Origin of the sequence: Streptococcus sp. 27098_8_186 (assembly GCF_041432055.1) — a bacterium.
In the GTDB taxonomy this organism is placed as follows: domain Bacteria; phylum Bacillota; class Bacilli; order Lactobacillales; family Streptococcaceae; genus Streptococcus; species Streptococcus dentalis.
The window spans coordinates 26,849-49,998 of record NZ_JAPVYV010000005.1 but is presented as its reverse complement, the minus strand read 5'-3'; the positions used below and the strand labels follow the sequence as shown (position 1 = coordinate 49,998).

General features: G+C 37.8%; 21 protein-coding genes. 3 read left to right on the top strand and 18 right to left on the bottom strand.

Annotated elements, in window-relative coordinates:
- Positions 1-21: 21 nt before the first annotated feature.
- Positions 22-222, top strand: coding sequence for a ferredoxin (locus tag O3602_RS05975; protein ID WP_371611340.1), 201 nt, complete (start codon positions 22-24; stop codon positions 220-222).
- 9 nt (positions 223-231) lie between these two features.
- Here O3602_RS05975 and O3602_RS05970 read toward each other — a convergent pair whose 3' ends face one another.
- The 16 genes from O3602_RS05970 to galE form a co-directional block, all read right to left on the bottom strand.
- Positions 232-708, bottom strand: coding sequence for an EbsA family protein (locus O3602_RS05970; RefSeq protein ID WP_003003650.1), 477 nt, complete (start codon positions 706-708; stop codon positions 232-234).
- 93 nt (positions 709-801) lie between these two features.
- Positions 802-3,327, bottom strand: a complete 2,526-nt coding sequence (locus O3602_RS05965) for an LTA synthase family protein (RefSeq protein ID WP_270298561.1) — start codon at positions 3,325-3,327, stop codon at positions 802-804.
- Positions 3,327-5,075: a rhamnan synthesis F family protein gene (locus O3602_RS05960; RefSeq protein ID WP_270298563.1), complete on the bottom strand. Its 1,749-nt coding sequence runs from the start codon at positions 5,073-5,075 to the stop codon at positions 3,327-3,329. Before O3602_RS05960 ends, O3602_RS05965 begins: the two co-directional genes overlap by 1 nt.
- Before the next feature lies 1 nt (position 5,076).
- On the bottom strand, positions 5,077-6,735 hold the full coding sequence (locus O3602_RS05955; protein WP_371611339.1) for a glycosyltransferase family 4 protein: 1,659 nt from the start codon (positions 6,733-6,735) through the stop codon (positions 5,077-5,079).
- 17 nt (positions 6,736-6,752) lie between these two features.
- Positions 6,753-7,955: an ABC transporter ATP-binding protein gene (locus O3602_RS05950; RefSeq protein WP_003011803.1), complete on the bottom strand. Its 1,203-nt coding sequence runs from the start codon at positions 7,953-7,955 to the stop codon at positions 6,753-6,755.
- A complete protein-coding gene (locus tag O3602_RS05945) occupies positions 7,955-8,761 on the bottom strand; it encodes an ABC transporter permease (RefSeq protein WP_003003247.1) in 807 nt (268 codons plus the stop codon). The genes O3602_RS05950 and O3602_RS05945 overlap by 1 nt, the downstream gene beginning before the upstream one ends.
- On the bottom strand, positions 8,761-9,702 hold the full coding sequence (locus O3602_RS05940; RefSeq protein WP_003011992.1) for a glycosyltransferase family 2 protein: 942 nt from the start codon (positions 9,700-9,702) through the stop codon (positions 8,761-8,763). The genes O3602_RS05945 and O3602_RS05940 overlap by 1 nt, the downstream gene beginning before the upstream one ends.
- Complete coding sequence (gene cps2T, locus O3602_RS05935) at positions 9,699-10,847, bottom strand: beta 1-4 rhamnosyltransferase Cps2T (RefSeq protein WP_037606594.1); 1,149 nt, start codon at positions 10,845-10,847, stop codon at positions 9,699-9,701. The genes O3602_RS05940 and cps2T overlap by 4 nt, the downstream gene beginning before the upstream one ends.
- 107 nt (positions 10,848-10,954) lie before the next feature.
- Positions 10,955-11,806, bottom strand: coding sequence for a dTDP-4-dehydrorhamnose reductase (gene rfbD / locus O3602_RS05930; protein WP_003012326.1), 852 nt, complete (start codon positions 11,804-11,806; stop codon positions 10,955-10,957).
- A gap of 65 nt (positions 11,807-11,871) precedes the next feature.
- Positions 11,872-12,798: a glycosyltransferase family 2 protein gene (locus tag O3602_RS05925; protein ID WP_155125735.1), complete on the bottom strand. Its 927-nt coding sequence runs from the start codon at positions 12,796-12,798 to the stop codon at positions 11,872-11,874.
- Positions 12,799-12,888: 90 nt separating this feature from the next.
- Positions 12,889-14,403: a DUF2142 domain-containing protein gene (locus tag O3602_RS05920; protein ID WP_003011937.1), complete on the bottom strand. Its 1,515-nt coding sequence runs from the start codon at positions 14,401-14,403 to the stop codon at positions 12,889-12,891.
- Positions 14,400-15,554 carry a glycosyltransferase gene (locus tag O3602_RS05915; protein ID WP_151379025.1) on the bottom strand — a complete coding sequence of 385 codons (1,155 nt, stop codon included), beginning with the start codon at positions 15,552-15,554 and terminating at the stop codon, positions 14,400-14,402. Before O3602_RS05915 ends, O3602_RS05920 begins: the two co-directional genes overlap by 4 nt.
- A 3-nt stretch (positions 15,555-15,557) precedes the next feature.
- Positions 15,558-16,817, bottom strand: a complete 1,260-nt coding sequence (locus O3602_RS05910; RefSeq protein ID WP_371611338.1) for a lipopolysaccharide biosynthesis protein — start codon at positions 16,815-16,817, stop codon at positions 15,558-15,560.
- Positions 16,810-17,151 carry a DUF2304 domain-containing protein gene (locus tag O3602_RS05905; protein ID WP_003011836.1) on the bottom strand — a complete coding sequence of 114 codons (342 nt, stop codon included), beginning with the start codon at positions 17,149-17,151 and terminating at the stop codon, positions 16,810-16,812. Before O3602_RS05905 ends, O3602_RS05910 begins: the two co-directional genes overlap by 8 nt.
- A gap of 1 nt (position 17,152) precedes the next feature.
- Positions 17,153-17,851, bottom strand: coding sequence for a glycosyltransferase family 2 protein (locus O3602_RS05900; RefSeq protein WP_003012036.1), 699 nt, complete (start codon positions 17,849-17,851; stop codon positions 17,153-17,155).
- 161 nt (positions 17,852-18,012) lie between these two features.
- The gene (gene galE / locus O3602_RS05895; RefSeq protein WP_371611383.1) at positions 18,013-19,029 is read right to left on the bottom strand and encodes a UDP-glucose 4-epimerase GalE; all 1,017 of its coding nucleotides are present in this window, start codon (positions 19,027-19,029) and stop codon (positions 18,013-18,015) included.
- Positions 19,030-19,168: 139 nt separating this feature from the next.
- Here galE and O3602_RS05890 point away from each other — a divergent pair, with 139 nt between their 5' ends.
- Both O3602_RS05890 and O3602_RS05885 read left to right on the top strand, forming a co-directional pair.
- Positions 19,169-20,149: a Gfo/Idh/MocA family protein gene (locus O3602_RS05890; RefSeq protein ID WP_371611337.1), complete on the top strand. Its 981-nt coding sequence runs from the start codon at positions 19,169-19,171 to the stop codon at positions 20,147-20,149.
- Positions 20,146-21,231 carry a DEAD/DEAH box helicase gene (locus O3602_RS05885; RefSeq protein ID WP_371611336.1) on the top strand — a complete coding sequence of 362 codons (1,086 nt, stop codon included), beginning with the start codon at positions 20,146-20,148 and terminating at the stop codon, positions 21,229-21,231. The genes O3602_RS05890 and O3602_RS05885 overlap by 4 nt, the downstream gene beginning before the upstream one ends.
- A gap of 42 nt (positions 21,232-21,273) precedes the next feature.
- Here the strand turns inward: O3602_RS05885 and O3602_RS05880 are convergent, their stop codons facing one another.
- Together O3602_RS05880 and O3602_RS05875 are read right to left on the bottom strand one after the other, a co-directional pair.
- Entirely contained in the window at positions 21,274-22,656 is a 1,383-nt protein-coding gene (locus tag O3602_RS05880; protein WP_003011911.1) for a polysaccharide deacetylase family protein, read from the bottom strand.
- A gap of 109 nt (positions 22,657-22,765) precedes the next feature.
- Positions 22,766-23,146, bottom strand: a complete 381-nt coding sequence (locus tag O3602_RS05875) for a VOC family protein (protein WP_003006623.1) — start codon at positions 23,144-23,146, stop codon at positions 22,766-22,768.
- Positions 23,147-23,150: the final 4 nt, after the last annotated feature.

Here is a 23,150-nt window from a genome sequence, read left to right as displayed (position 1 = left end):
AAAAATCATTACAATAGAAGTATGAAAGTTACGTTAATTCCAGATCGTTGCATCGCTTGCGGTCTCTGTCAGACCTATTCTGAATTATTTGATTACCATGACAATGGCATCGTTAAATTTGTTGCTGAAGAGGACGACCTCCTAGAAAAGGAAGTTCCTGTCACAAACGATGTTCTCGAGGCTATTAAAGAATGCCCCACTCATGCTCTCTTAAAAGATTAAGAGGGCTTTTTATTTGTCTGCATAATACATCTCGTAGTAATCCACATGGATGAAGTTATCCGTCAGGATTACTTCTCCCTTAAAATAAGGATTTAAGGCAAGTGCATTGATAAAGTATTTTTTCGGCCATTTGCGCATACAGAATGTCCGACTGCGCGAACCGTCATTAAAAATGAGCTTGATTGATTTCTTATTTACTTCGACCTTTTCGATCGAGTCAATCTTCACCTTGATTGGAGTAAAAGGATTAGCTGTAATAATCCGCAAGATCCCGTCTTCATAGATCGTGAAGTAACGATGAACTCCAATCGCGAGCAAGACCATAAATAAAAAGAACGAAAACAAAACTAGCGTTGGCACACTAGAGCTCTCATACATCAAGGCCAGTCCAATAAAGACCGGAATCACTGCAATGGACCAATAAGTCACAAGTATTGATAAGTCCGGTTGCCAATGATAATGGACCTTTCCAAATATCTTAATCATGAGCGTACCCCCATCTAATAGTTTAGCATAAAAAACAAAAAAAAGGGAGCTAGACAGCTAAAATCACAAAGATTTTTACCTGCTAGCCTCCTTTTAATTTGATCGGTTAGTTGGAACTTTAAAGAAGTCTTTAGATAGGTAACCTTTCCCACTAATCAAGTCATATTCAACCATTTTTAAATCATCCGCAATCTCTAACGCTTCTCCTTCTAAAGCCTTTTTATCGACACTTGCTTTTTTCAACACTTCCGTCAACAAAGCATAGTAAGGCGAAACTTTTGAATTGGTCTGTTCAAAAACCAAAGCAGAGAAATCACTTGAATTGACCAAAGGATAATTCAATTTTGGTGCATCAAAATTACTCCAAATGAAGTAGTCTGTCTGATACTGACTCTCCGGATTATTCTTAAAGGCAGACTCAGGATAGAGACCTGGCAAGTGATCCCCATAAAATACCACTGTAATCTTCTTATCTATTTTAGAAAGACTTTCCAGGAAGGATTGGGTAGCGGTGTCTGTTTGTGAAAGCAAGCGACTGTAAAAGGTTAGTTTTGAATTTTCTTCATCACTAAACCCTTTACCTTTACCATCCAAAGATTCTGGATTTGCTTCCAACCACGGTGTATGATTTTGCATGGTCATTACAGAAAAGAATTGTCCGGTTTTGTCGTTTAAATTATCTAGAACAATATTATAAGTGGATTCATCACTCGGACTGATTCCTTCATTTCTATATTTGATCCCTTTTGTATTGGTCGTAATGAAATCTTTGAAATCTAACCGCGAATACACAATATCCCGAGAATAATTCGATTTACCTGCCAAGTGAACAGCAACCTTATTCTGTTTCGAGTATGCATTACTGATAGATGGCACATCATGGATCTTAGGAAGGACTTCCGTATACAAGACAGATACAGTTTGCGATAAATTGTAGAAAGGTAAACCTGTCAGAGTCTGGAACTCCATATTTGCAGTTCCACCCCCATAACCATCCGATTGCATTTGCCCACTCGTATGGGTCTTCATGATATTCTCAATATTTGGAATTGGATTTTGCGTCAGTTCTACTCCCTCAACTTTTCTAGGATCAGAAAAGCTTTCACTCAGTATATAGATGACTGTTTGATCGTTTAAGTAGTTACTTCTCTCCTTATTGATCTCATTCGACAAATTAGTATATTTTTTGACTATCTTTTCAAGACGTTCTTTTGAATAACCATCCGGTTTTAGAATAACTTCTGTTGTTAATTGATTCATCCAAACATAGGACAAGCCCTTATAACGTGCATTGGTCGTATTGCCTAGCCAATTAATATCCTGATAATTGTTCAGGGTGCTAATAATTGGTACATTGGCCTTGATCTTACCGTTTTCTTTATCACTGAATATTCCATTGACACTCTTAAAACACAAGAGCATCATAGCGATAGCTACAATTTGAATTTTCCATGAGGAAATAATTCTTCCCTTGAACAGGTACTTTTTCCCAACAATTAGTAGACAAACCAGAAAGACCACCAATAAAAGGATGTAGAACATTTGCGCTTTGTCCACAAAACTCAAAAGGGTCATTGGTTTACTTAGCCAAGTTAAATCACTCGGTAAAACTGGTTCATTCCTCATTCCAAACTTAATGGAATTAGCAACCACAAAAGCTATGGAAACAATGGAAATGAGACAGGTAGCGATCCAATATTGATTGATACAAAAATAAACTAAGATGAGGATCGCTGTCAGAATGAGAATTTGAAATATGATGGCATCTGGAATCGTGTAATGAACGCCTAAGAAGGGTTCTGTTCGACCTAAACTAAATTGGATAAAATAATTCAATACGATTGCAATAGTGGTACTAGAGAAGAACACTAAAGAGAAACTCGGTTTGTTCTTGACAAAATCTCGCTGCCCTTTTGTGTATAAAAATCCAAGCAAGGAAATCAACGGGAATAGAAAGTATAAGAATTCATTCGTCAACCAGAATTGTTGGGCTGAGTATTTGCCAATTTCAAACGCCTTATACAAAAAATTATCCGTCCTGTAAATAAGGGTAGAAAAATTTTTATCTGTTACGATAAAAGTGATCAAGAGTTGTGACAAAACCAGATACTGGTAGTTCTCGCCTATCTCTTCTACTCCTTTTTTCCGACTAGGCAACTTATCATAACGCTGTCGCAATAGAACCAAACCACCTGTAGAAGCAAACAAAAGGAAAATGACAAGGAAGGAATCCGTTCTAAAGAATGGATTCTGATCAAAATTCCAAACCTTGTATTTTGGATTATTCAAATAGATCGTGATTTCCGTCAAATAAGATAGAGTATTGTAAACCAAATAACTTACAACCAGTTTGAATGGAAACCATTTTTTAAAATTGAACTGGGATAATATTGGAACTAATAGTAGGAAACTTATTCCAAATAAAATTCCTAAAAAATTGACATATTGTAAGACTGTACCAGTTGCCTTGTTGTGAACAGCAAGATTATTCTGGGCTAGATAAAAATTAAAAAAAGAAAATAGAACGAAAGTAATCACATAATACCACTGGGTTCTTGAGACTTTCGATAAAACTGAGAGGATAAATTCCTTAATATTAAACTCTTCTTTCCGTTTCATTATTTCACTTTCTTTATCATTCTTTTTACTATATATTTCACAGCTCTTGCTGGACCGATTACGATATACTTCAAGGCTCCTTTGATCCCACCGATTTGATTAAAGTCTACAAAGGTATGGGGTTGAAGATCTTCGCGATTGTTCAATTGCTTATTATCAATAAATGGTGTGAGAACATGTGGGTTTTGGGAGATTCTAAAGTCGTACTTTTGATCCCAAGCAATATAGATCAACAAACGTTCGATCGCATGAAGGATCGAATTTTGAGGAAGAGGTTCAGCCGGGACATCTGCTGCTGTCAAATTCAAATCAAAGAGTGGTTTCAAAGCATCATATTTAAACCAAACAAAGGTCCCATAGCTCATGACAAAGGTATTGAGATTCTTGAAATCAATTGTCTTGGTAGCATTCATCTGTTCCCAGAGCTTGTTCATCTCTGGTGAAATAAGAGCTTCATTCCAGGCAACCACTATTCGATTGTAACGGAAGAAAGTTGGAATATCTGCAATAGTAATTCCGACTTTTGGATTGGCTTCCATATTGGCTAGGATTTGATCAGCCGGCTTGACCAACATCTCGATCAATTCTTTCCGCCAAGATTCACCTGCCCAAAAATCTGCTTCTTTGGATTTTTTGGTATGGAAATGACCTACATAATCATAACGGGAGAGGTGCTCTTTTAGGAGCAACATTGGCAACACATCCCGTCCAATGTTTCCAGTCACCACAACCGTGGCATCTTGTGCTCGATGAGAAAGAATTTTCTCAATAGCCTGCTTCTTCTCTTCTACATCTGTCGTAATCCATAAGTCATAGGTGAAATGAAATGCTTGGAAAGCATCTAGAAATTCTTCCAAGAGGTCCACATAAAAGACATGGAGATGAACCGCAACTTTTCTATCGAAATTCTCTGCCAATTCTTGGTTTTTCACGTACTTACGCGATAACAAATACGGATAGTCCGGACGATCAATCATAGACATGTGGTTGAGGATCAAATCTAATGGATAGTCCGATATACGTTCCAATTCGTCAAAAATGTAAGGGATGATTCCTTCATTATTCGCAATAGTTTTGACTTTGATAAAAGGAACCTTATGACGGAGAATCGCTGTAGGATTGTAGTAAGAAAAGTCCGGATAGAGCATCCCTGTGGTGTCTTCATGAATGGTATCAAAGACCGTCGTATAGCGAAAACCAGCATCCAAGAAATTCGTTGTGACCTTGGTTTCATAGTTATCAATCACATCTTGAACATTGGTAAAGTCTTGAACACCCTGCCAAAATTCTAGGAAGGCGCTTGATGTCAACACCTGTTTTTTAAAACTGAGATAATAACTCTGAATATGCTCGTTAAAATCCTTGTCTTTCCGGTAATTGGTCATTCCCCAGAAATCCACTTCATCATCATGTTCAAACTGCTGATAAATGGGGTCTAGATCCCAAAGCGGTCCAAAACAGGTATCATTCATGAGGGTAACCGAATCAAAATGAGCCAGTTGGTCAAAGCCAACTGTCTTCATTCCATCCCGCCAAGCCGCAAAGTCAAAGCCACTATTTTGGCGCTCTAGAATATCGTCTACCAGATGCTGTGCTACTAAATTAGACTTCACATCTTCTGGTAGCTGACTATTGGAGATAAAGACCACCCGTGAATACAAGGGGCGAATCTTCTCTAATTGATAGAGTACATGCCCACTAATAAAATTAAACTTATTGTAGTGAACATATAAAAGTAAACGTTGCATATTATTTCCTTATTCTAAAGAATTTCAAGATTTTTGTTGGAATGGTCCAACGGCGAGAATGGATGACGGAATTGTATTCATGAGATAATTTTTTATGATTCTCATGTAAGTTGAATAGGTGTCTGCTAAATTCTTCGTCACTTTCTTTTTCATAGGAGAATTGAAATTGATTACCCGAACTATTCGAAAGATCAAACAGAATATGTGGATGGGTATTAAAGAAAACCAGAACATCCTCGAAATCAATTCCGTTTGAAGTTACAAGAGGAATTTCTCTTTGATCCTCCAATGCAATCAATGACAATTTATTATAGGATCCCGGAAATTCTGAAAGTAATATTTTTAGACTCTTTTCCTTTTCAAGCTGGAAGATAATAGAGCCCTTATTTTCCATTCTCTCTTTTGTTATTTCATGGTAGGCTGAGTGGAGTCCATCGTGTGAAGCTGAAATCACCACTTGAGATTTACCAATCACTTCGAGATCACGATTATTGAATTTCATCCCCAAAAATCGAGCATACTTAGAGGAAAGCTTTTGGTTACCAATTGGCGTTTCTACTTCAATGTTATCTTTAAAAACAGCATAGATCGTCTTAAGATTATATTTCTTTCGAGCGAGTTCTTGATCCAGTAATTGTTTTTCTTTAAAGCTATCAAAATTCTCAATCACTGTAGCCATTTGTTGACTTAGCAGATCTCTTTCTCCTAGTGGATATAAATTCCCAGATTCTAAAAATTTACTCGAAGACAAATGACCTAAATTATCAGAAATAATTGCCGGAACACCATTTAAAACTGATTCCACAAATACTAAAGAAAATGTTTCTAATTTAGCAGGCAAGACGAGGATATCTTTCTCTGTCACCAAAGACCATGGATCTGAGTGAAAACCAACAAAAGTTACATGATCTAGATGATGATTTTGAATATAGTCATCCATCAACCTTTTGTACTGCTCATCCCATCCTCCGATAAAGACCAGTTCAATATCTTTCCGATTTAACTGATTATAAGCAGTGAGCAACTCAAGCTGATTTTTCCGTTCATTAATCCCACCAATGGATACAAAACGAGAAATAGTAGAATTCTTGAGAGGTCGCTCTTGAACTTCTGTATAGGGGATAAACGGAATCAATTTATCAGTCGTAAAATAATTCGTTAGAGTCTGGTACAATTCCCCTTCTACTACAAAAATTTTATCAGACAAATCATCGATTAAAGGAATTAATTCCTTATAATAACCGAACTCACCAAAAGGAAATTCATGAATAATATAAAAATGTCTGACCTTTTCACATGCAGCTGCAATAGCACCCTGAAACACATTGACTGTATTCGAAATAACCAGTTCGATTTGTTCATTCTGGATGATTTCTCTTACTTCCTCAATATTCTTTTGTTGAGAAGCTTGAATTTCTAAATCCAAAATATCTAGCGTTTTAGACTCAGGCCACCACCACTGATTCGTTTTTAACTGAAATAGTTTAATTCCAGTTATATCCATATGACGGAGATAGTCTTTATCAATGTTCGGAGCATTATCCGGTATCACATTGTAAACTTCGTGACCTTGCTGAACCAACAATTTCATTAAGTTCACAATCGCTACTTCTGCTCCACTAAACATGGCTCCAACAGGAGAAACAAATAAAATTTTCATAGCCTATACCAAAGAAATTATTCCCACTTGCCTTGACGAATTAACAATCCGGTAGAAGAATCCAACTCCGAACGATTTGTTCGATCCACAACCCGATCAATTGAAAAGATAGGAGGGTTCGTTGTCGATAATATTGCTAAGTTTTCTTGATTTTCATCTCTTAAAAATGCTACTAATCTTAACTTCACATGATTAAAGTACGGTAACTTACATTTATAGGTAACTTTTTTGGGACCAATGCCAGATAATGGAATATCCATGGAATTATCGTTATACAGTCCATTTCCAGTAGAAATATCAACAAATGAAAAGGCTATATGAGGATTAACAGACTCATCTAATAGATTAAATGAAAACTCAATCACCACCTCATCATCAGGAGCTACTTTCTTAGGAGAAAGCAATCTAGCTGTGAAACCTTCAACTTCCGTTGTAACCAAGCCCTCATCTTCATTTCCATTATGATGGGAGTTCGATTCCAAATTGTCAAAACTATATTGATCAGAAACGTCAAAAGGATCACCAATGGCCTTCACCAAACCATTTTCAATTAAAACAGCCTTGTTACAATATTTCTTGACAGCTCCCATATCATGGGTAACCAGGATCGTGGTCTTCCCTGATTTCTTGCGTTCTTGGAAGTAATCATTACACTTGCGCTGGAAGGCCTCATCTCCTACTGCTAGGACCTCGTCCAAAATCAAGATATCTCCTTGGGCCTTAATGGCAACTGAAAAGGCTAACCGAACCTGCATCCCTGATGAGTAGTTCTTAAGCTTTTGGTTCATGAATTCATGCAACTCGGCAAAATCTACGATATCATCATACATGGCATCAATTTCAGCTGTCGAGAAGCCCAGCATAGCTCCATTCATATAGACATTTTCTCGACCCGTCAGTTCTGGGTTAAAGCCCACTCCAAGCTCAATAAAAGACACCAGTTTCCCATCGATGGTGACGGTGCCTTTTTCTGGCACATAGATTTCAGAAATAATTTTCAAGAGAGTCGATTTTCCAGAACCATTTCTTCCGAGGATCCCGAAAAAGTCTCCTTTTTCTACTTCAAAAGAAATATCCTTAAGCACATGTTGTTCTTTATAGCCTTTGATTCCTTTGAAGCGATTGACCAGGGCAGTTCGAAGACTATTGGTCGCCTCTGTTGGCAACTTAAAGTACTTGCTGACATGGTCTACTTTTACTGCAATTTGTTTATCTGTCATTAGAGAATCTCCGCAAATTTCTTAGCATGTTTGTTAAAGTAAGCAAAGCCAGCAACAAAAATAAGAATTGGTAAAACATAAGGAATCAAAACCAAGAACTTATTTTCCACCAAAAGCCATACAGGAGTATTGGCCTTATCAATCAAGAAGTAACGCATGTCTTGAATAATCTGAGCCAAGGGATTCATCATGACCAACTTAGCGGCCCATGGATTGCGGTCTGCAATAAAGGTTATCGGATAGATAATTGGCGTCGCATACAAGCCGGCTTGCAAGAGTACTTCCCAGACTTGTCCAAGATCGCGGAAACGAACAAAAAATGTCGCTAAGATCAAAGCGCACCCTGTTGCCATCAAGAATAACTCAAAGAACAACGGAATCACCATCAAAGCTGTCCAAGAAAATGTCACCCCATTAAAGAATGAAAAAATCAAGACCACTACAAGGTTAATGACAAAGTTGATGGCTGCTCCTGAAATCGCTGACAAGACAATGATATGTTTGGAGAAATTCAACTTCCGCAATAGGTCGCCTCGACTAACGATCGACACCATCCCCATGGATGTTGCTTCTGAGAAGAATCCCCAGATTACATTGGCCAACAAGAGGGCAACTGGGAAATGGGGCACATCTCCACCCAAACGTAAGAATCGGATGAAGACAATATACATGATCGTAAAGGTCATCAAGGGCTTTAAAATCGACCAAAGATAACCAATTGCTGATCCTTGGTAGCGTAATTTAAAGTCTGTTTTGATTAATTCTCTTAATAAAATTCGATTTTTCTGACTAAAAACGTCAAACATTATTTTTTACCTCGATATGCAAACTTTGTCAGAATCAAGCTGGTAAACACAAAGGTGTGAAAAGCCCGGTTCTTACGGTAACCATACTGACGAATACGTCTCAGACGTTCTTTTAGTGGAACGTCCATAATGGTGACAAAGTTTTCAATAATTTCATTAGTTTGGGAACTGACAGGCAGATCCAATAAATTTTTTGCTTGTTCTTGACTGGACTCGATGAGATTCCAATATTTAGCAAACAGAATATGAGGGCGAACCCAGTTTTTAACCCGTTTTCTGAGGGTGCGAGCCCCCAGAACGTTGCTACTGTGCTGCCGGTACAATTCTGTCGGCTGATCGATATAGATCAACTTCCCAAAGGCCGTTGCCAACAAGGCCAAATACCAATCATGCATAAGGAGGGCATGTTTTTCTTGACCCGTCCATAACTCCGCCAACGCGTGATTAATCATGGCTACACCACCAGTTACCGTATTTTCCGTCAGCTCTTGAATCAGTTCTGTATTGGCATGATCAGACTGGGTGCGAATCATGCTCTCATGTTGAACATTCAAGTTTTCATCGACCACTTTTAAATCTGTGTAGACCAGCAAAGGCACTTCTTGAGGGTGCTTCTCGGCTTCTGCTACCTGAAGTGCAATCTTATCTGGTAACCAGACATCATCTTGGTCACTGAAGCAATAAAAATCTGCTTTTTCATATTTCAGAAGCGCATGGAAGCTCTTGATAACACCGAGATTTTCGATAGCACCCTGGTTAATAAAGTGAATACGCTCATCCTGGGCCACCAACTCTTGAATGATCTCCACCGTACCGTCTGTTGACCCATCATCTCGGATCAAGAGTTGCCAGTCTTGATAAGTCTGGCCTTTGATACTTTTGACCTGCTCTTTTAGATACTGTTCACCATTATAGGTGGACAACAAGATATTTACTTTCATGATAAGAATAATTCCTCGTACTCACCTACAATTTTTTCCCAGGTAAAGTTTTGCTTCATATTGGCTTTGGCTCGTTGACCCCATTCAGATACATCTTCTAAAGAATCGACATGGTTAATCAAATGCGCCAAATTCCCAGTTTCTTTAGTCCAATAGTGAGCCGTGTCCTTAGCGACCGTTTGGTTAAAGGAGACTCCCAAAACTAAATTCAGATCCGTCTGAGCGAGAGCCTCTAAAAGACCAGGATTGGTTCCGCCCACTTCATGACCATGGATATAAGCAAAGGCTTCTTTACGGATATACTTCAACAGGTCTTGATCATAGACCGTCCCTACGAACTTGACGCGCGGATCCTGATCAAATCCAGTCCAAGTTCGTAACTCTTCAAAATAAGGATTACCTTCATTGTTACAAATGATCACTAAATCGCGTTTGCTTGAAGAGGCCATAAATTCACGAATGGCAGTCTCATAATTATTTTCTGGGACAAAGCGACCCAAGATCAAGTAATAGTTCTTCTCTTGTGTCTGCCACTTCTGATAAAGTTCTCTGACCTTCCAATCCTGACTGGTTAGGCTAGTCGGAGACAAGTCCGTTCCATAGGCAATATAGGTCGTCTGGGACCAAGGATAGGCTTCCTTGATATAGGACTCAATGCCCGGATTGTCAGATATTACCAAGTCAGCGTGGCGCGTCATGATCTTTTCAGAATATTTGAGATAAGCTTGAATCGGTTTGGCCCACTTGGCCCGCTTCCACTCCAGTCCATCTGGGTTGATATAGAATTGCCCGCCCAATTTATGGATCTTGCGCGCAAAAGGCGCCACAAAGGCTCCGATTGTATTGCCCAAGACGTAAAAAATCGGCTGTTCAATTCCTTGTTTCTTAATAAGCTTCAAAGCATAGTTGATGGCCATCATATCATAGGCAATGACACGCGCAGGCCCAAGCTTAAGGGGGTTAATGGTAAAACAATCGACACCCTGGTAGTCAAAATGTTGATAAGCTTGATCATTAGAAAGGCAGGCAACATGGTACTGGATATCTGGAGACACTTGATGCGAAACCAATTGGTCCACAAAAGTCTCAAAACCGCCATATTGAGCCGGAAGTCCACGACTTCCGATAATAAAAACATGTTGCATAGAGTTCCCTTTCAAATCATTCACAGTCTATTCAATTATACCATTTTCTAGGCTTTTTGCCTAATCCAAACAGAAAAGCGACCCTCAAGGGCCGCTTCCATTTGATCTTATTTCACTTCTTGTTTATAAAATTCTTTCAAGGCATCCTTCCAGGTTGGAATAACGAATCCTGTAGCTTTCGCTTTTGCCAAACTCATTGTGGAGTTAAGTGGGCGTTTAGCTTTAGCAGGGAATTGGCTGGAATCCACTGGCTTCACTTCTACATCCATATCTTTGAGGATCTCAACTGCAAAGTCATACCAAGTTGTATCTTCTGCTGCATCATTTGAAAGGTGGTAATAACCATATTCCTTACGGTTTTCAGCCAAATAAGTCATAAACTCTGCAAGAGTACGGGTCCAGGTCGGACGACCATGTTGGTCATTAACAACTGTAAGTGTTTTGTGAGTCTTGGCTAAGTTCTGCATGGTGAAGACAAAGTTCTTACCGTAGTTTCCAAAGACCCAAGCCGTACGGATGATATAAAAGCTAGACACATACTTCTCAACTAATTCTTCCCCCATACGTTTGGTACGACCGTACTCTGTTTGAGGATCTGGTTGATCGTCTACTTCCCATTCTTGTCCCACTGGTTTATTCCCATCAAAAACGTAGTCGGTTGAGATATAGACCAAGGTTGCACCATGCTTTTCAGATGCTTTTGCTACATTTTCTGTACCCGTCACGTTGATGGCATAGTCCAACTCTTTTCCTTCATCTTCTGCAGCATCAACAGCTGTGTAGGCAGCACAGTGATAAACCAAGGTTGGTTTTACTTCCGCAAATACCTCGTCTACTTTCTCTGCATTTGTGATATCCATTTCAGCCACATCAACAGCTACATATTCTTCATTTCGTTCATCTAGTAAATGGCGAAGCTCCGTTCCAAGTTGACCATTTGCACCTGTAATTAAAATCATGGTACTTTCCTTTCAATTGCTTTATCCCTATCATTATAGCAAAAAAAGCAGAAGTTTTCTGCTTTTTACTCACTTTTCTCTTTGATGACATAGATTGGACGTTTCTTAGTCTCCATGAAGATCTTACCGATATATTTCCCTAAAATTCCAATGGTTAGTAATTGAAACCCTCCCAAAAAAAGAATTACTGTCATGAGGGATGGCCATCCAGAAGTGGGATCCCCAATGACTAAGGTACGGATCACAATTAGAATCATCATAATAAAAGCCAATATCCAAGATAAAAGTCCACCAAAAAAGGCAATATTTAGTGGAGTATCTGAAAAATTGACAATCCCTTCAATGGAGTATTTAAAGAGGGACCAAAAATTCCAAGATGTTTCTCCTGCCACGCGCTCTATATTCTTATATTCTAGATATTCTGTTTCAAATCCTACCCAGACAAAAATCCCTTTTGAAAAACGATTGTACTCCGATAACTCCATAATAGCATCGACCATGGGACGACGCATCAAACGAAAATCACGCGCACCATCAACCATTTCCACTTGGCTAATATGATTGATCAATTTATAAAACATCCGTGCAAAGAAAGAACGAATCGGTGGTTCCCCATCACGGGTTACGCGTCTCGTTCCGACACAGTCTAAATCCGGCTGTTCCTCCAACATCTGCTTCATTTCAATCAATAACTCCGGAGGGTCCTGCAAATCTACATCCATGACCGTCACATATTCACCACTAGCAGCCTCAAGCCCAGCATATAGTGCAGCCTCTTTCCCGAAATTTCGAGAAAAAGAAAGGTAGTGCACATTTGAATCTGTAACATGTAGCTTTCGAAGAACTGATAGCGTACCATCTGAAGAGCCATCATTTATAAAAATATACTCAACCTTTTCTCCCATCTCCATCCGAACACGTTCCATCTCTTTATAAAACAATGGAATCGATTCTTCTTCGTTAAAACATGGGACTACAACTGATATGGTCATCTCTTACTCCTTGACTTATTCACTTTCTATTGTAACAAAAAGCTTTGATTTTCCCTAGTATATAACTTTATTGTATATTGAAACATGAAGTTAATAGTATTGACTAATAGTTGCAATGATTGAGACAAGAATAAACAAAGTAGCAATGTAACTAAATGTATATTCTACTTCATTCTGATTGTATTCAAGCGGTTCTGTTCTATTCTGATTCCAAAACAGTCTTCTTGAAAAATTAGTTATACAACCAAGGAGTATAAAAATTCCTGCAAAATATCTCCCCTGAATACCTTTAATAGAAATATCAGCAACCTCACCCCACATTAGATAGGCTGTCATTAGAATTCCAAAAACAATCCCCATTGAGACGAGAACTACCCCAAACTTCGCAAAAGTTTTTAGTGGTTTTCCATTTGGAAGTACAACTAATGTAACTGAGATGAATATCAAATAAAACCACATAAAAGCTTTCGCATCATAAGTCAACCAACCAAAAGTAAATAATGATTGTAATTTAAATGGAATAAAATTCACAACTTCTTTAATCATCATTCTCGTGAAGTCAGAAAAATGATGCAAGGTAAATATAATCTTTTTCATTGGATTAACTGCTGGATTCGGATGCACAACCGTTGCATTAATCCCACTTGTCACCTTCAACCAAATTACACTGGTTAGAGCTACCATAAGAATAGAACCAGCAATTAGAAGATATTGTTTTTTATTGAGTTTCTCTTTTGGTAAAAAAGCTAATAAACAGATCAATAACACATAAGGCAATTTGGAAAAAGCTATTAAAATACATAGGAGACTATAGGAGAGTATATCACTATTACTAATTTTATCTTTTTCAAAATAAGATAAAAATAAACCAATAACTAAAAAGATGAGACCATTAGCAAATGCATCCTGATTAAACGATGCAGCAATATAAATATTAATAGGAATAATCGCCAGTAAGGAAAAGAATAATTGCTTATCTCCTGATTTCTTAACAGCTAATCGAACCAGTAAGGCAAAAACAAGTAGATTGAAAAATCTACCTAGAAAAATCGAAGCAAATACACTTAAATGTAGGATACGAGCAAGGATAATCCCTAAGGTTTGTGGTAAGTAACTAACAAAAGAATAGCCATTTGTATTCCCTAAATTAGAATAAACAACTTTTTTATCAGAAACTTGTTTATCTTCAAGTTCCGTTTGTAATAGAGGCTTTTTAAATTCTCCTTCAACCTCAGATATATCAGATGACACCTTCATTTCCTCAACCGAAGATGGCAAATATAAGTGACCATCACTTATATATAAGGCCCTAGAATAATGGAAGTTTTCATCTGGACTATCCATATTTGGAGTATAGACACAAAATACTAGTCCTGTAAATAAGATTATTGAGAAGATTTTATTGTATAACTTCATATTTACTAGTGATAGAAATGTGAAAATTCCCCCAATAATAAGGAACGTTTTGATTGGTGTATTTTTAAAAGGACCATCGAAATAGAAATACGTACCAAACATCACAAACCAAATGAGCAAAATATAAAACTTCTTTTGCCAAATATTGTGAAAGAAATTTAAACCTTTTTTTGAAATATAATCTGTCATGTAATACCTTTTTTATCCTCTAACTTCTTAAACAAAGCATACCACTTTTGAACGATAACATCCTCTGCATAATTTCCTATAACATAGTCCTGTCCTCTTCTTCCAATCCCCTCTAGTATCTCAGGATTCGTTAGAAAATACCTCATTTTATTCGTCAATTCTCCAACACTTGGATTAAAAAGCATTTCGGGGGTAGCAGATTGCAGATCAGCAACTCCTTGCGAACAGTTATAAGTTAATACTGGAGTTCCTAAAACCATTGACTCTACAACCGACATACCAAAAGCTTCCGATTTAGAAGTTAATAACGTAAACAAAGATTTTTGGTAAACTTCCTTAACCTGAGTCGTTTTCCCTTTTAAGGTAATACGTTTTGTCATTCCTAATTGATCAATAAGTAATTGGAGAGTTTCCTTCAAATTTCCAGATCCGTATATATTAAAACTCACATCCGGAAATTCATCAGCTACTTGTGCAAAGGCCTGAATTTGATGATCAATTTGCTTAACAGGATCTAATCTACCAACAAATGAAATAATCTTTGACTTCTCTTGATAATCATTTTCTGATGCTTCTATATATCTTGGTAGTGGATTTGTAATCGCAACAAATTTTTCCAATGGAATCTTATAATGCTGACTGATTAACTCTGAATAGGAATCTGATAAGAACATGATACAATCCAATTTTGGATACTTATTTTTAATAATATATGGATAAACTTTGTAGAGTCCTTTGCATTCCAATACAAAATCAGCAGAAGAATGCATTTGTCCAATGAAGAAAGCATGATTAGAGAATTTCTTCAAACTTTTTTCCATCAGGAGATAAACAATTGGGTTTGCCAAGATGACCATTGGATTTTTAGATTTTGCTAATAAATCTGATAAAATCGTATCTAATTTTTTTGAGAAAAACTTCTCTTTTAAAAATAACCACGGTTTTTCAAAAAAAATATCTTCCTGGTATAATAAAATTTCTTGATATTTCTCCTGTACTTTTACATACTTTTCCTGTGATTGGATAGCACAGCCGACAACAGTCACCTTATTCCCATCTTCAGCAAATCGTGTAGCCAGCTGATCCACAACCCTCTGAACGCCACCGATTCCACCTAGATGATGAGTGACAAAAATAATATCTCTTTTCATTTTCTATTTCCTTCTGAATTTTATGATACTAAAAATTGTTAAACTTCCAATTGCATATACTATCATTGCAATACAAAAACTAATAGAAGCTCCCATAATCTGGTACTTATTAACTAACTCAGTTGTAATCATTTTAGTAACGATAAACATCAGGATATACACAGACAATAAATAATAGTGTTTCCTCATGATAATTAGTATATTCTCAAGTATAATCGAAAAAGAATATAGAACACCAGAAAGGACAAGAATAGTCAATTCCAACTTATACTTCAATAAATCCAATCCAAATATCAAACTTAATACGTTGACACCTATTAAATAAGTTAAAAAAGTAATAACTATGCCTATTGAGAGAGTAAGAAGCAGGATTTTTAAAAACATTTTGTAAAATACCTGAAATTTTTTCCTCTGCCACAATTCGGCCATTTGTGTAATGAGTGGTCTTACCACTAAAATACACAGGCTCATAAAAAATACTGGCATAAACAGAATATTGTAATCCCTTTGAGCACCAGCCTCCACTATTCCTTTTGCATATGCGCCAGAAATTGATAATTTTGCCTCATTAAAAACGAGTGTTAATAAAAACCCGTAAATAAACAAAGAAAAGCAAACTCTAATAATTTTAAAAGATTCATCTATCGTATTTCTTGAAAAACTATTCCTAAAACTTAGCTTGTCAAATAATTTGAAATGAGCATAATCATAACTAAATACAAAAAATAAATTAAAGAGAGCTAGGGCCAATAAGGTTAGAACCATAGAATGAGACAACAAGAGTCCAAATAGAAGAATGAGCACACTTAAAGCATATCGATAAACCATGGCCTTCCCAGCAATATCTAAACGACCATGCTGTTGAAAATAGCCTTGAAATAAGTCAGAAAAAGCATCTGCTACACGATACACAATAATCCAAGTAATAATCATCACAGAATTATTCGTAAAATCATAGTTTATTGTCCATAAATATGGAAATAAACTAATCACCATCATGGTAACAGTCAGCAATCTTGTATAAAAGTATGCTGAAAAAGGGTGACTTGATTTGACATCTGTAGCTTGGTAATTTCGAACTTGAAATTGTCCGATAATAATCCATAAATTACCAATTGAGGTAGCTAGACTAAATTGATCTGCCACCTCACTTGTTTGCATTCTAGATACGATTAATAAATATAAAACAGAAACTGCTGCTGCTGCAAAATTCCCTAGCAGATTCCATATGTAAATACTTTTTTGAGAAGGAGTGTTATTCATCTTTCTCCTCATTCTTGTTTAAAGCAATGACTTGAACAAGATTTTTAAATTTGGTATCTAATTTTGACACTCGTACAGTTAACTGAAACTGATTCATCAGTAGCAAGAAAATAATAAAAAGAAAAATAAAATTAACAGCAGATGCAATCCCTAAGGATGCTGCAATAAACTCTGCTAACTTTGGAAAAATACTAAAAACTAATAAAATTAATGAGAAGAAGATCCAAAACAAAGCGTCATTAATTTGTACACGAGATTTTCTAATATTCTGAAGGATGAAGCCGCATGTTCCCAATGAAACAAACACTAATACAACTTGAAACCAGATTGACATTCTATTTTCCTCTCTCCCTAAAATTCTGAATGAATAAAATAGATACGAACATATGAATCATGTACTTAATGGAACGTGAAAACGTTAGATAGCTTTCTCCTGCTTGTCTCTCTTCCATTCGAACTTGAACTTCTGAAATTGGAACACCATTTCTTAATAAATAAGAAACAGTATCTGGTTCAGGACCATAGTTAATATTTCTTGCAAAAACTTGTATTAAATCTTTAGAAAACATTCTCATTCCAGATGTTGGATCATTGATCGTTTTACCAGTTGTTAATTTAATAGCAAAACTAATAAGGGTATTCCCTAACATACGAAATGAATTTGGTCTTTTATCTGTTACAAATCGAGAACCAATCACCATTTTATTTCCTTTATCAATTTCTTCTTCTAAAGCAGCAATATACTCTGGAAGATGCTGACCATCTGCATCAAATTGAACTGCTTTTTCATAACCGTATTGGTAAGCATACAATAATCCAGTTTGAAATGCTCCAGCTAGTCCAAGATTGACTGGTAAATCAATAATATTATAGCCATTGTTATGACAAATTTCTGAGGTTTGATCTCTTGAACCGTCATTGATAATCACATAATCATACTGAGAATAATTTTGAATAATATTATTTACTACTGACTGAATCGAACCTTCCTCATTATATGCAGGTATAATAATCAATAAATCTGAGGATTTCAATATCCTTCTTCCTCCATTAAAATTCTTTTTTATCCATTATACAATAACCAAAATATTTTATCCACTAATCTCAGAACTTTATACCATCAATAACAATTGTTGTAAGCATAAAAAAGCTCGATATTAGTTATAAATATCAAGCAATTCGTTAAACTTAGTTATTATTCAAATCCATTTGGATGTTTCCTTTGCCATCTCCAGGCATCTTGGCACATGCGATGAATATCATATTGAGCTTTCCAACCTAACTCCTCATTTGCTTTCGATGGATCTGCGTAACAGGTTGCAATATCTCCAGCACGTCTTTCAACAATCTTATAAGGAATTGTTTTTTCTACCACTTCTTCCATATTTTGAATGATTTCAAGAACAGAGTATCCTCTACCGGTACCTAAGTTATAGATATTTAATCCTGAATCTTTTTCAAGTTTCTTTAATGCCGCCACGTGTCCCTTTGCTAAATCAACCACATGGATATAATCGCGGACTCCAGTTCCATCTGGAGTTGGATAATCGTTTCCAAACACATTAACATATTCTAGCTTTCCAACAGCTACCTGTGTTACATAAGGTAAAAGATTATTTGGGATTCCATTTGGATTTTCACCGATATCACCACTTTCATGAGCACCAATTGGATTGAAATAGCGTAATAATACGATGTTCCATGAAGAATCTGCCTTGTATATATCTTGAAGCATCTCTTCAATCATCAATTTTGTTCTTCCATATGGATTGGTTACTGATAGCGAAAAATCCTCTAAGATAGGAACAGTATGTGGATCTCCGTATACTGTCGCTGACGAGCTAAAAATAATGTTTTTACACTGGACTTCTTCCATAACTCGAAGCAAGGTCAATGTTCCGGTTATATTGTTTTCATAATATGTGAGAGGGATTTGAACCGATTCTCCAACGGCTTTCAATGCAGCAAAGTGAATCACCCCTGTAGGTTGTTCTTTTATGAATACTTCCAATAACTTCTCTTTGTCTCGAACATCTATATCGTATAATGTAATAGATTTACCAATAATCTTTTCGACTTCCCGTACACTCTTTTTACTACTATTCACAAAGTTATCTACAACAACTACTTCATGACCAGCTTTGGTCAATTCAATCAGTGTATGAGAACCAATAAAGCCTGCACCACCCGTTACTAAAATTTTATGTTTCATTATTTTATCCTCAACTAAATAAATCTCTTTCATTATCCCATATTTCATAAATAATTTCAAAAGTTGTGGGATATTTTTCCCCCCGCCCCTCCCCCTTTTCATGGTATAATAGAGTGAATTGATTGCGGAAGGACACCTTATGTTAAAGCTGGGAATTATTGGTACAAGTTGGATTTCACATGAATTTATTAAAGCTGCTCATCAGACAGGGCACTATCACTTGCAGGCTATGTATTCGAGAAAGATGAAGACGGCTCAAGAGTTTTGTGAGCCTTATGGGGCGATCTCTTGCTACACGGATGTCATCGACTTCTTAGACAGTGATCTGGATGTGGTCTACATTGCCAGCCCTAATTCTCTTCACTTCGCTCAGGCCAAGCTGGCTATTCTGGCCAAGAAGCATGTCATCATTGAAAAACCGGCTGTGACAAACCCTTCTGAATGGAAGGAATTGGTCAAACTCGCTAATGAGAACCAGGTCTATCTCTTTGAAGCTGCCAGAAATTACCAAGAAGCAGCCTTTCAAGTAGTTAAAAACTTCCTCTCTAACCAGGAAATACTGGGCGCCAACTTCACCTTTGCCAAATATTCTTCTAAATTGCCGGCCCTTCTTGCAGGTGAGATGCCCAATATTTTCTCAGATGTCTATGCAGGTGGAGCCTTGATGGATCTGGGAGTCTACTGCCTCTACTTGGCGATCGGCTTCTTTGGAGAACCGATCTCCAGCCACTACACCGCTCAGCAATTACCCAATTCGGTTGATCTCTATGGTCAAGGTGTCTTGATTTATCCAGATTTTCAGGTTGCTATTCAGGCAGGGAAAAATATCACCAGCCATCTACCTGCTGAGATCTACACCAAGAATGGAACGCTGACTCTCAATGCTGTAGCAGCCATCAACCAGGCCCGCTTCGTCAGTCATTCTGGTGAGGTCATCGACCTTCCGATCCAGCCCTGCCCACACCAAATGCAAGAAGAGGCGGAAGCCTTTGCCCTTGCCATCGCTCATCAAAAGCCAGACGCTTATCTCGAATGGTTACAAACAGCTGAGCAGGTCCATGAAACTCTCTACCAGATGCGTCAAAGCGCTGGAATACAATTTAAGGATGAAAAAGAATGAAAGAACAATTTCCACAAAGCTGGAAAGACCAGTTAGAAACACTCGGATTTGATACATTCACTGAAATTCAGGAACAGATCTTCTCCCCTATCTATGAAGGAGAAAATGTCCTCGGGATCAGTCCTACCGGTACTGGTAAGACTCTCGCCTACCTCTTTCCGAGTTTGCTCAAACTCAAACCGAAGAAGGCCCAACAACTCTTGATTTTGGCTCCTAATACAGAGTTAGCAGGACAAATTTTTGATGTCACCAAACAATGGGCAGAGCCTCTCGGTCTCCAGACACAACTCTTCCTTTCAGGATCTAGTCAAAAACGGCAAATCGAACGCCTCAAAAAAGGACCCGAAATCCTGGTTGGGACGCCTGGTCGGATCTTTGAACTGATCAAGCTGAAAAAGATCAAAATGATGAATGTAGAAACCATCATTTTAGATGAATTCGACCAATTACTGAGCGATTCTCAGTACCACTTCGTCGACAAGATCAGCCACTATGCTCCCCGTGACCACCAATATATCTACATGAGCGCCACAGCCAAGGTCGATCCAGACCAATTAGAGGAAAATACTCTTCGCGTTACGGTTGATGGAGTTTCTTTGAACAATATCCAACATTTTTATATGCAAGTGGATAAGCGGGACAAGGTTGAGTTGCTCCGCAAACTCGCCTACGTCGAAGATTTTCGTGGTCTGGCTTTTTTCAACAGCCTATCAGATCTGGGTAGTGCTGAAGAAAAACTACAATACCGGGGTGTCGAAGCCGTGTCGCTGGCCAGCGATGTCAATGTCAAATACCGCAAGGTCATTCTGGAACGCTTCAAAGACCATCAGCTAACCCTCTTGCTGGCCACCGATTTGGTCGCTCGTGGCATCGATATTGAACATCTTGAGTGTGTGATTAACTACGATATTCCCCGTGATGTGGAGACCTATACCCACCGTGCTGGTCGAACAGGACGAATGGGGCGTGATGGCTATGTGATTACCTTTATCACCCACCCAGAAGAACTCAAATCCTTAAAAATATACGCTTCTGTACGTGAACTTGTTTTAAAAAATTCTCAACTCTTTTTAAATGAATAAGAAAATCCTCTGCTAGTGAATGAACTGCAGAGGATTTTTACGTTAATTTCCATTGTAATAAATACGATGACTTTCAAGTTGATAATCCAACAATTCATCCACCGTTACAAAGGTATAGCCTTGTGATTTGAGGTAGTCAAGGACGGTCGGTAGAGCGTCAATCGTGGTTTGATGGATATCATGCATGAGGATAATCGAACCCGGTTTGACTCCTTTTTTCACTTCATTGAGAATGGCCGTCGTATTATGTGTCTTCCAATCTAGGCTATCCACATCCCACATGATGAAGGATTGGTCGACACCGTATTGGATGGCGTTATTGATGGCTCCATACGGAGGACGGGTAATCTTGGATTGGACGCCTGTCGCTTTTTGAATAGCTTCTTGGGTATCCAAGATCTCTTTTTTAGCATTATCCAAGCTCAATTTTGGTAATTGAGGGTGATCCCAGGTATGGTTCCCGATTTGATGACCTTCTTTGCGGACTTGCTTAGCAATATCAGGATTCGCACTGACATTTTTTCCGACCATAAAGAAGGTGGCTTTGGCATTGTATTTCTTTAAGATGGCCAGCGCCTGAGGAGTCGTGGTTGGATCTGGTCCATCATCAAAGGTCAGGGCAATCATCTTACGGTGGCGTTCTTCTATATAGGATTGGTAAGTTTCGAGATCATCAGGAAGCAAGCGATCTGTATCAATCACGTCATAGAATTTAGACAAGGGAACAGTGAAGGTATCATCTCCCTTAACCTTGGTTGGAAATGGAATGGTGAAATTTCCTTTTTCATATTGGAATTCCCATTGGCTCAAATCCAACTCTGAGAAGTGGGCAACCATTTGATCAATGCTCTCCTCATCCAGCTGACGAAAGTCTAGATTCCCTCGCAATTCCTCCAAAAAGATCTGCTTAGCTCCGTCTGGATCCGCAAAAACTTGGCTGAGGGTCAGAGGGTTACTGTCATCATCCAAGTAAAAGAGGGGCAACTTCACCGTCTCATCTTTGATGAATTTCCCTTTTTTGTATTGGTATTCAGCCCGTTTAATCTGGATAGGGTGATAGCCAACAAAAGGCCCTTCTGCTTCTTCACTATGGTAGAAGGTCAGGTGCTTAGGCTCTTTGGTTTTCTCATCGGATCCTAAACGTTGAAGGTCTTCTTGGATCTTCTCTTTCACAATCTCAACAGGCTGTCCATCTTTAGTAGGATAATAAGCTGTCACATAAGAAGTTCCTAAAATCCCTTCCTGAACTTGAACATCTTTCCCTTTTTCAGAGCTTTTCTCGAGTTGGGTGACCTTGGCAAACTGATCCTGATAGGCTTTTTGTTCACGAACCCTTTGAATCTTTTGATAGCCGATATACAAAAGACTCAGTAAAAGGAGATTTGTAATGATTAATAAAATAGTTTTCGTGTGTTTGAATCTCATAACTTTATTATAGCAAATTTCTCTCGAAAAAACATTCCTTTTTTGTAAATGGTTTCATAAAAAGAGGGCGACTGTCGTCGCCGACAGCGGCCCTTGTTTTTAGTCCCTCTTATTTTTCGCGAATGACTTCTACTTTATATCCATCCGGATCTACAACGAAATAGTAATTCGGTTGCGTTCCTGGAAGACCTTTTGGTTCCGTCACTTCATAGCCTTTAGCCTTGTGTTCAGCATTCAAACCTTCTAGATCAGGAGTACTCAAGGCAACGTGAGCATAGCCATCTCCGATGACATATGGACCATGATCATAATTGTAAGTCAATTCCAACTCATAGTCATCTCCAGGCAAGGCCAAATAGACAATCGTGAACTTGTAGTCTGGAAAATCTTTCCGACGTTTTTCTTCAAAACCAAAAGCATCTTGGTAAAAAGCGATTGATTTTTCTAAGTTTTCTACACGAAGGCAAGTGTGCAACATTTTTGAACTCATAGAT

What these genes read in the sequence shown, in the direction of transcription:
- O3602_RS05975 (WP_371611340.1), top strand. Translation starts at nt 22, where the DNA reads ATGAAAGTTACGTTAATTCCAGATCGTTGCATCGCTTGCGGTCTCTGT.
- O3602_RS05970 (WP_003003650.1), bottom strand. Translation starts at nt 708, where the DNA reads ATGATTAAGATATTTGGAAAGGTCCATTATCATTGGCAACCGGACTTA.
- O3602_RS05965 (WP_270298561.1), bottom strand. Translation starts at nt 3,327, where the DNA reads ATGAAACGGAAAGAAGAGTTTAATATTAAGGAATTTATCCTCTCAGTT.
- O3602_RS05960 (WP_270298563.1), bottom strand. Translation starts at nt 5,075, where the DNA reads ATGCAACGTTTACTTTTATATGTTCACTACAATAAGTTTAATTTTATT.
- O3602_RS05955 (WP_371611339.1), bottom strand. Translation starts at nt 6,735, where the DNA reads ATGAAAATTTTATTTGTTTCTCCTGTTGGAGCCATGTTTAGTGGAGCA.
- O3602_RS05950 (WP_003011803.1), bottom strand. Translation starts at nt 7,955, where the DNA reads ATGACAGATAAACAAATTGCAGTAAAAGTAGACCATGTCAGCAAGTAC.
- O3602_RS05945 (WP_003003247.1), bottom strand. Translation starts at nt 8,761, where the DNA reads ATGTTTGACGTTTTTAGTCAGAAAAATCGAATTTTATTAAGAGAATTA.
- O3602_RS05940 (WP_003011992.1), bottom strand. Translation starts at nt 9,702, where the DNA reads ATGAAAGTAAATATCTTGTTGTCCACCTATAATGGTGAACAGTATCTA.
- cps2T (WP_037606594.1), bottom strand. Translation starts at nt 10,847, where the DNA reads ATGCAACATGTTTTTATTATCGGAAGTCGTGGACTTCCGGCTCAATAT.
- rfbD (WP_003012326.1), bottom strand. Translation starts at nt 11,806, where the DNA reads ATGATTTTAATTACAGGTGCAAATGGTCAACTTGGAACGGAGCTTCGC.
- O3602_RS05925 (WP_155125735.1), bottom strand. Translation starts at nt 12,798, where the DNA reads ATGACCATATCAGTTGTAGTCCCATGTTTTAACGAAGAAGAATCGATT.
- O3602_RS05920 (WP_003011937.1), bottom strand. Translation starts at nt 14,403, where the DNA reads ATGACAGATTATATTTCAAAAAAAGGTTTAAATTTCTTTCACAATATT.
- O3602_RS05915 (WP_151379025.1), bottom strand. Translation starts at nt 15,554, where the DNA reads ATGAAAAGAGATATTATTTTTGTCACTCATCATCTAGGTGGAATCGGT.
- O3602_RS05910 (WP_371611338.1), bottom strand. Translation starts at nt 16,817, where the DNA reads ATGAATAACACTCCTTCTCAAAAAAGTATTTACATATGGAATCTGCTA.
- O3602_RS05905 (WP_003011836.1), bottom strand. Translation starts at nt 17,151, where the DNA reads ATGTCAATCTGGTTTCAAGTTGTATTAGTGTTTGTTTCATTGGGAACA.
- galE (WP_371611383.1), bottom strand. Translation starts at nt 19,029, where the DNA reads ATGAAACATAAAATTTTAGTAACGGGTGGTGCAGGCTTTATTGGTTCT.
- O3602_RS05890 (WP_371611337.1), top strand. Translation starts at nt 19,169, where the DNA reads ATGTTAAAGCTGGGAATTATTGGTACAAGTTGGATTTCACATGAATTT.
- O3602_RS05885 (WP_371611336.1), top strand. Translation starts at nt 20,146, where the DNA reads ATGAAAGAACAATTTCCACAAAGCTGGAAAGACCAGTTAGAAACACTC.
- O3602_RS05880 (WP_003011911.1), bottom strand. Translation starts at nt 22,656, where the DNA reads ATGAGATTCAAACACACGAAAACTATTTTATTAATCATTACAAATCTC.
- O3602_RS05875 (WP_003006623.1), bottom strand. Translation starts at nt 23,146, where the DNA reads ATGAGTTCAAAAATGTTGCACACTTGCCTTCGTGTAGAAAACTTAGAA.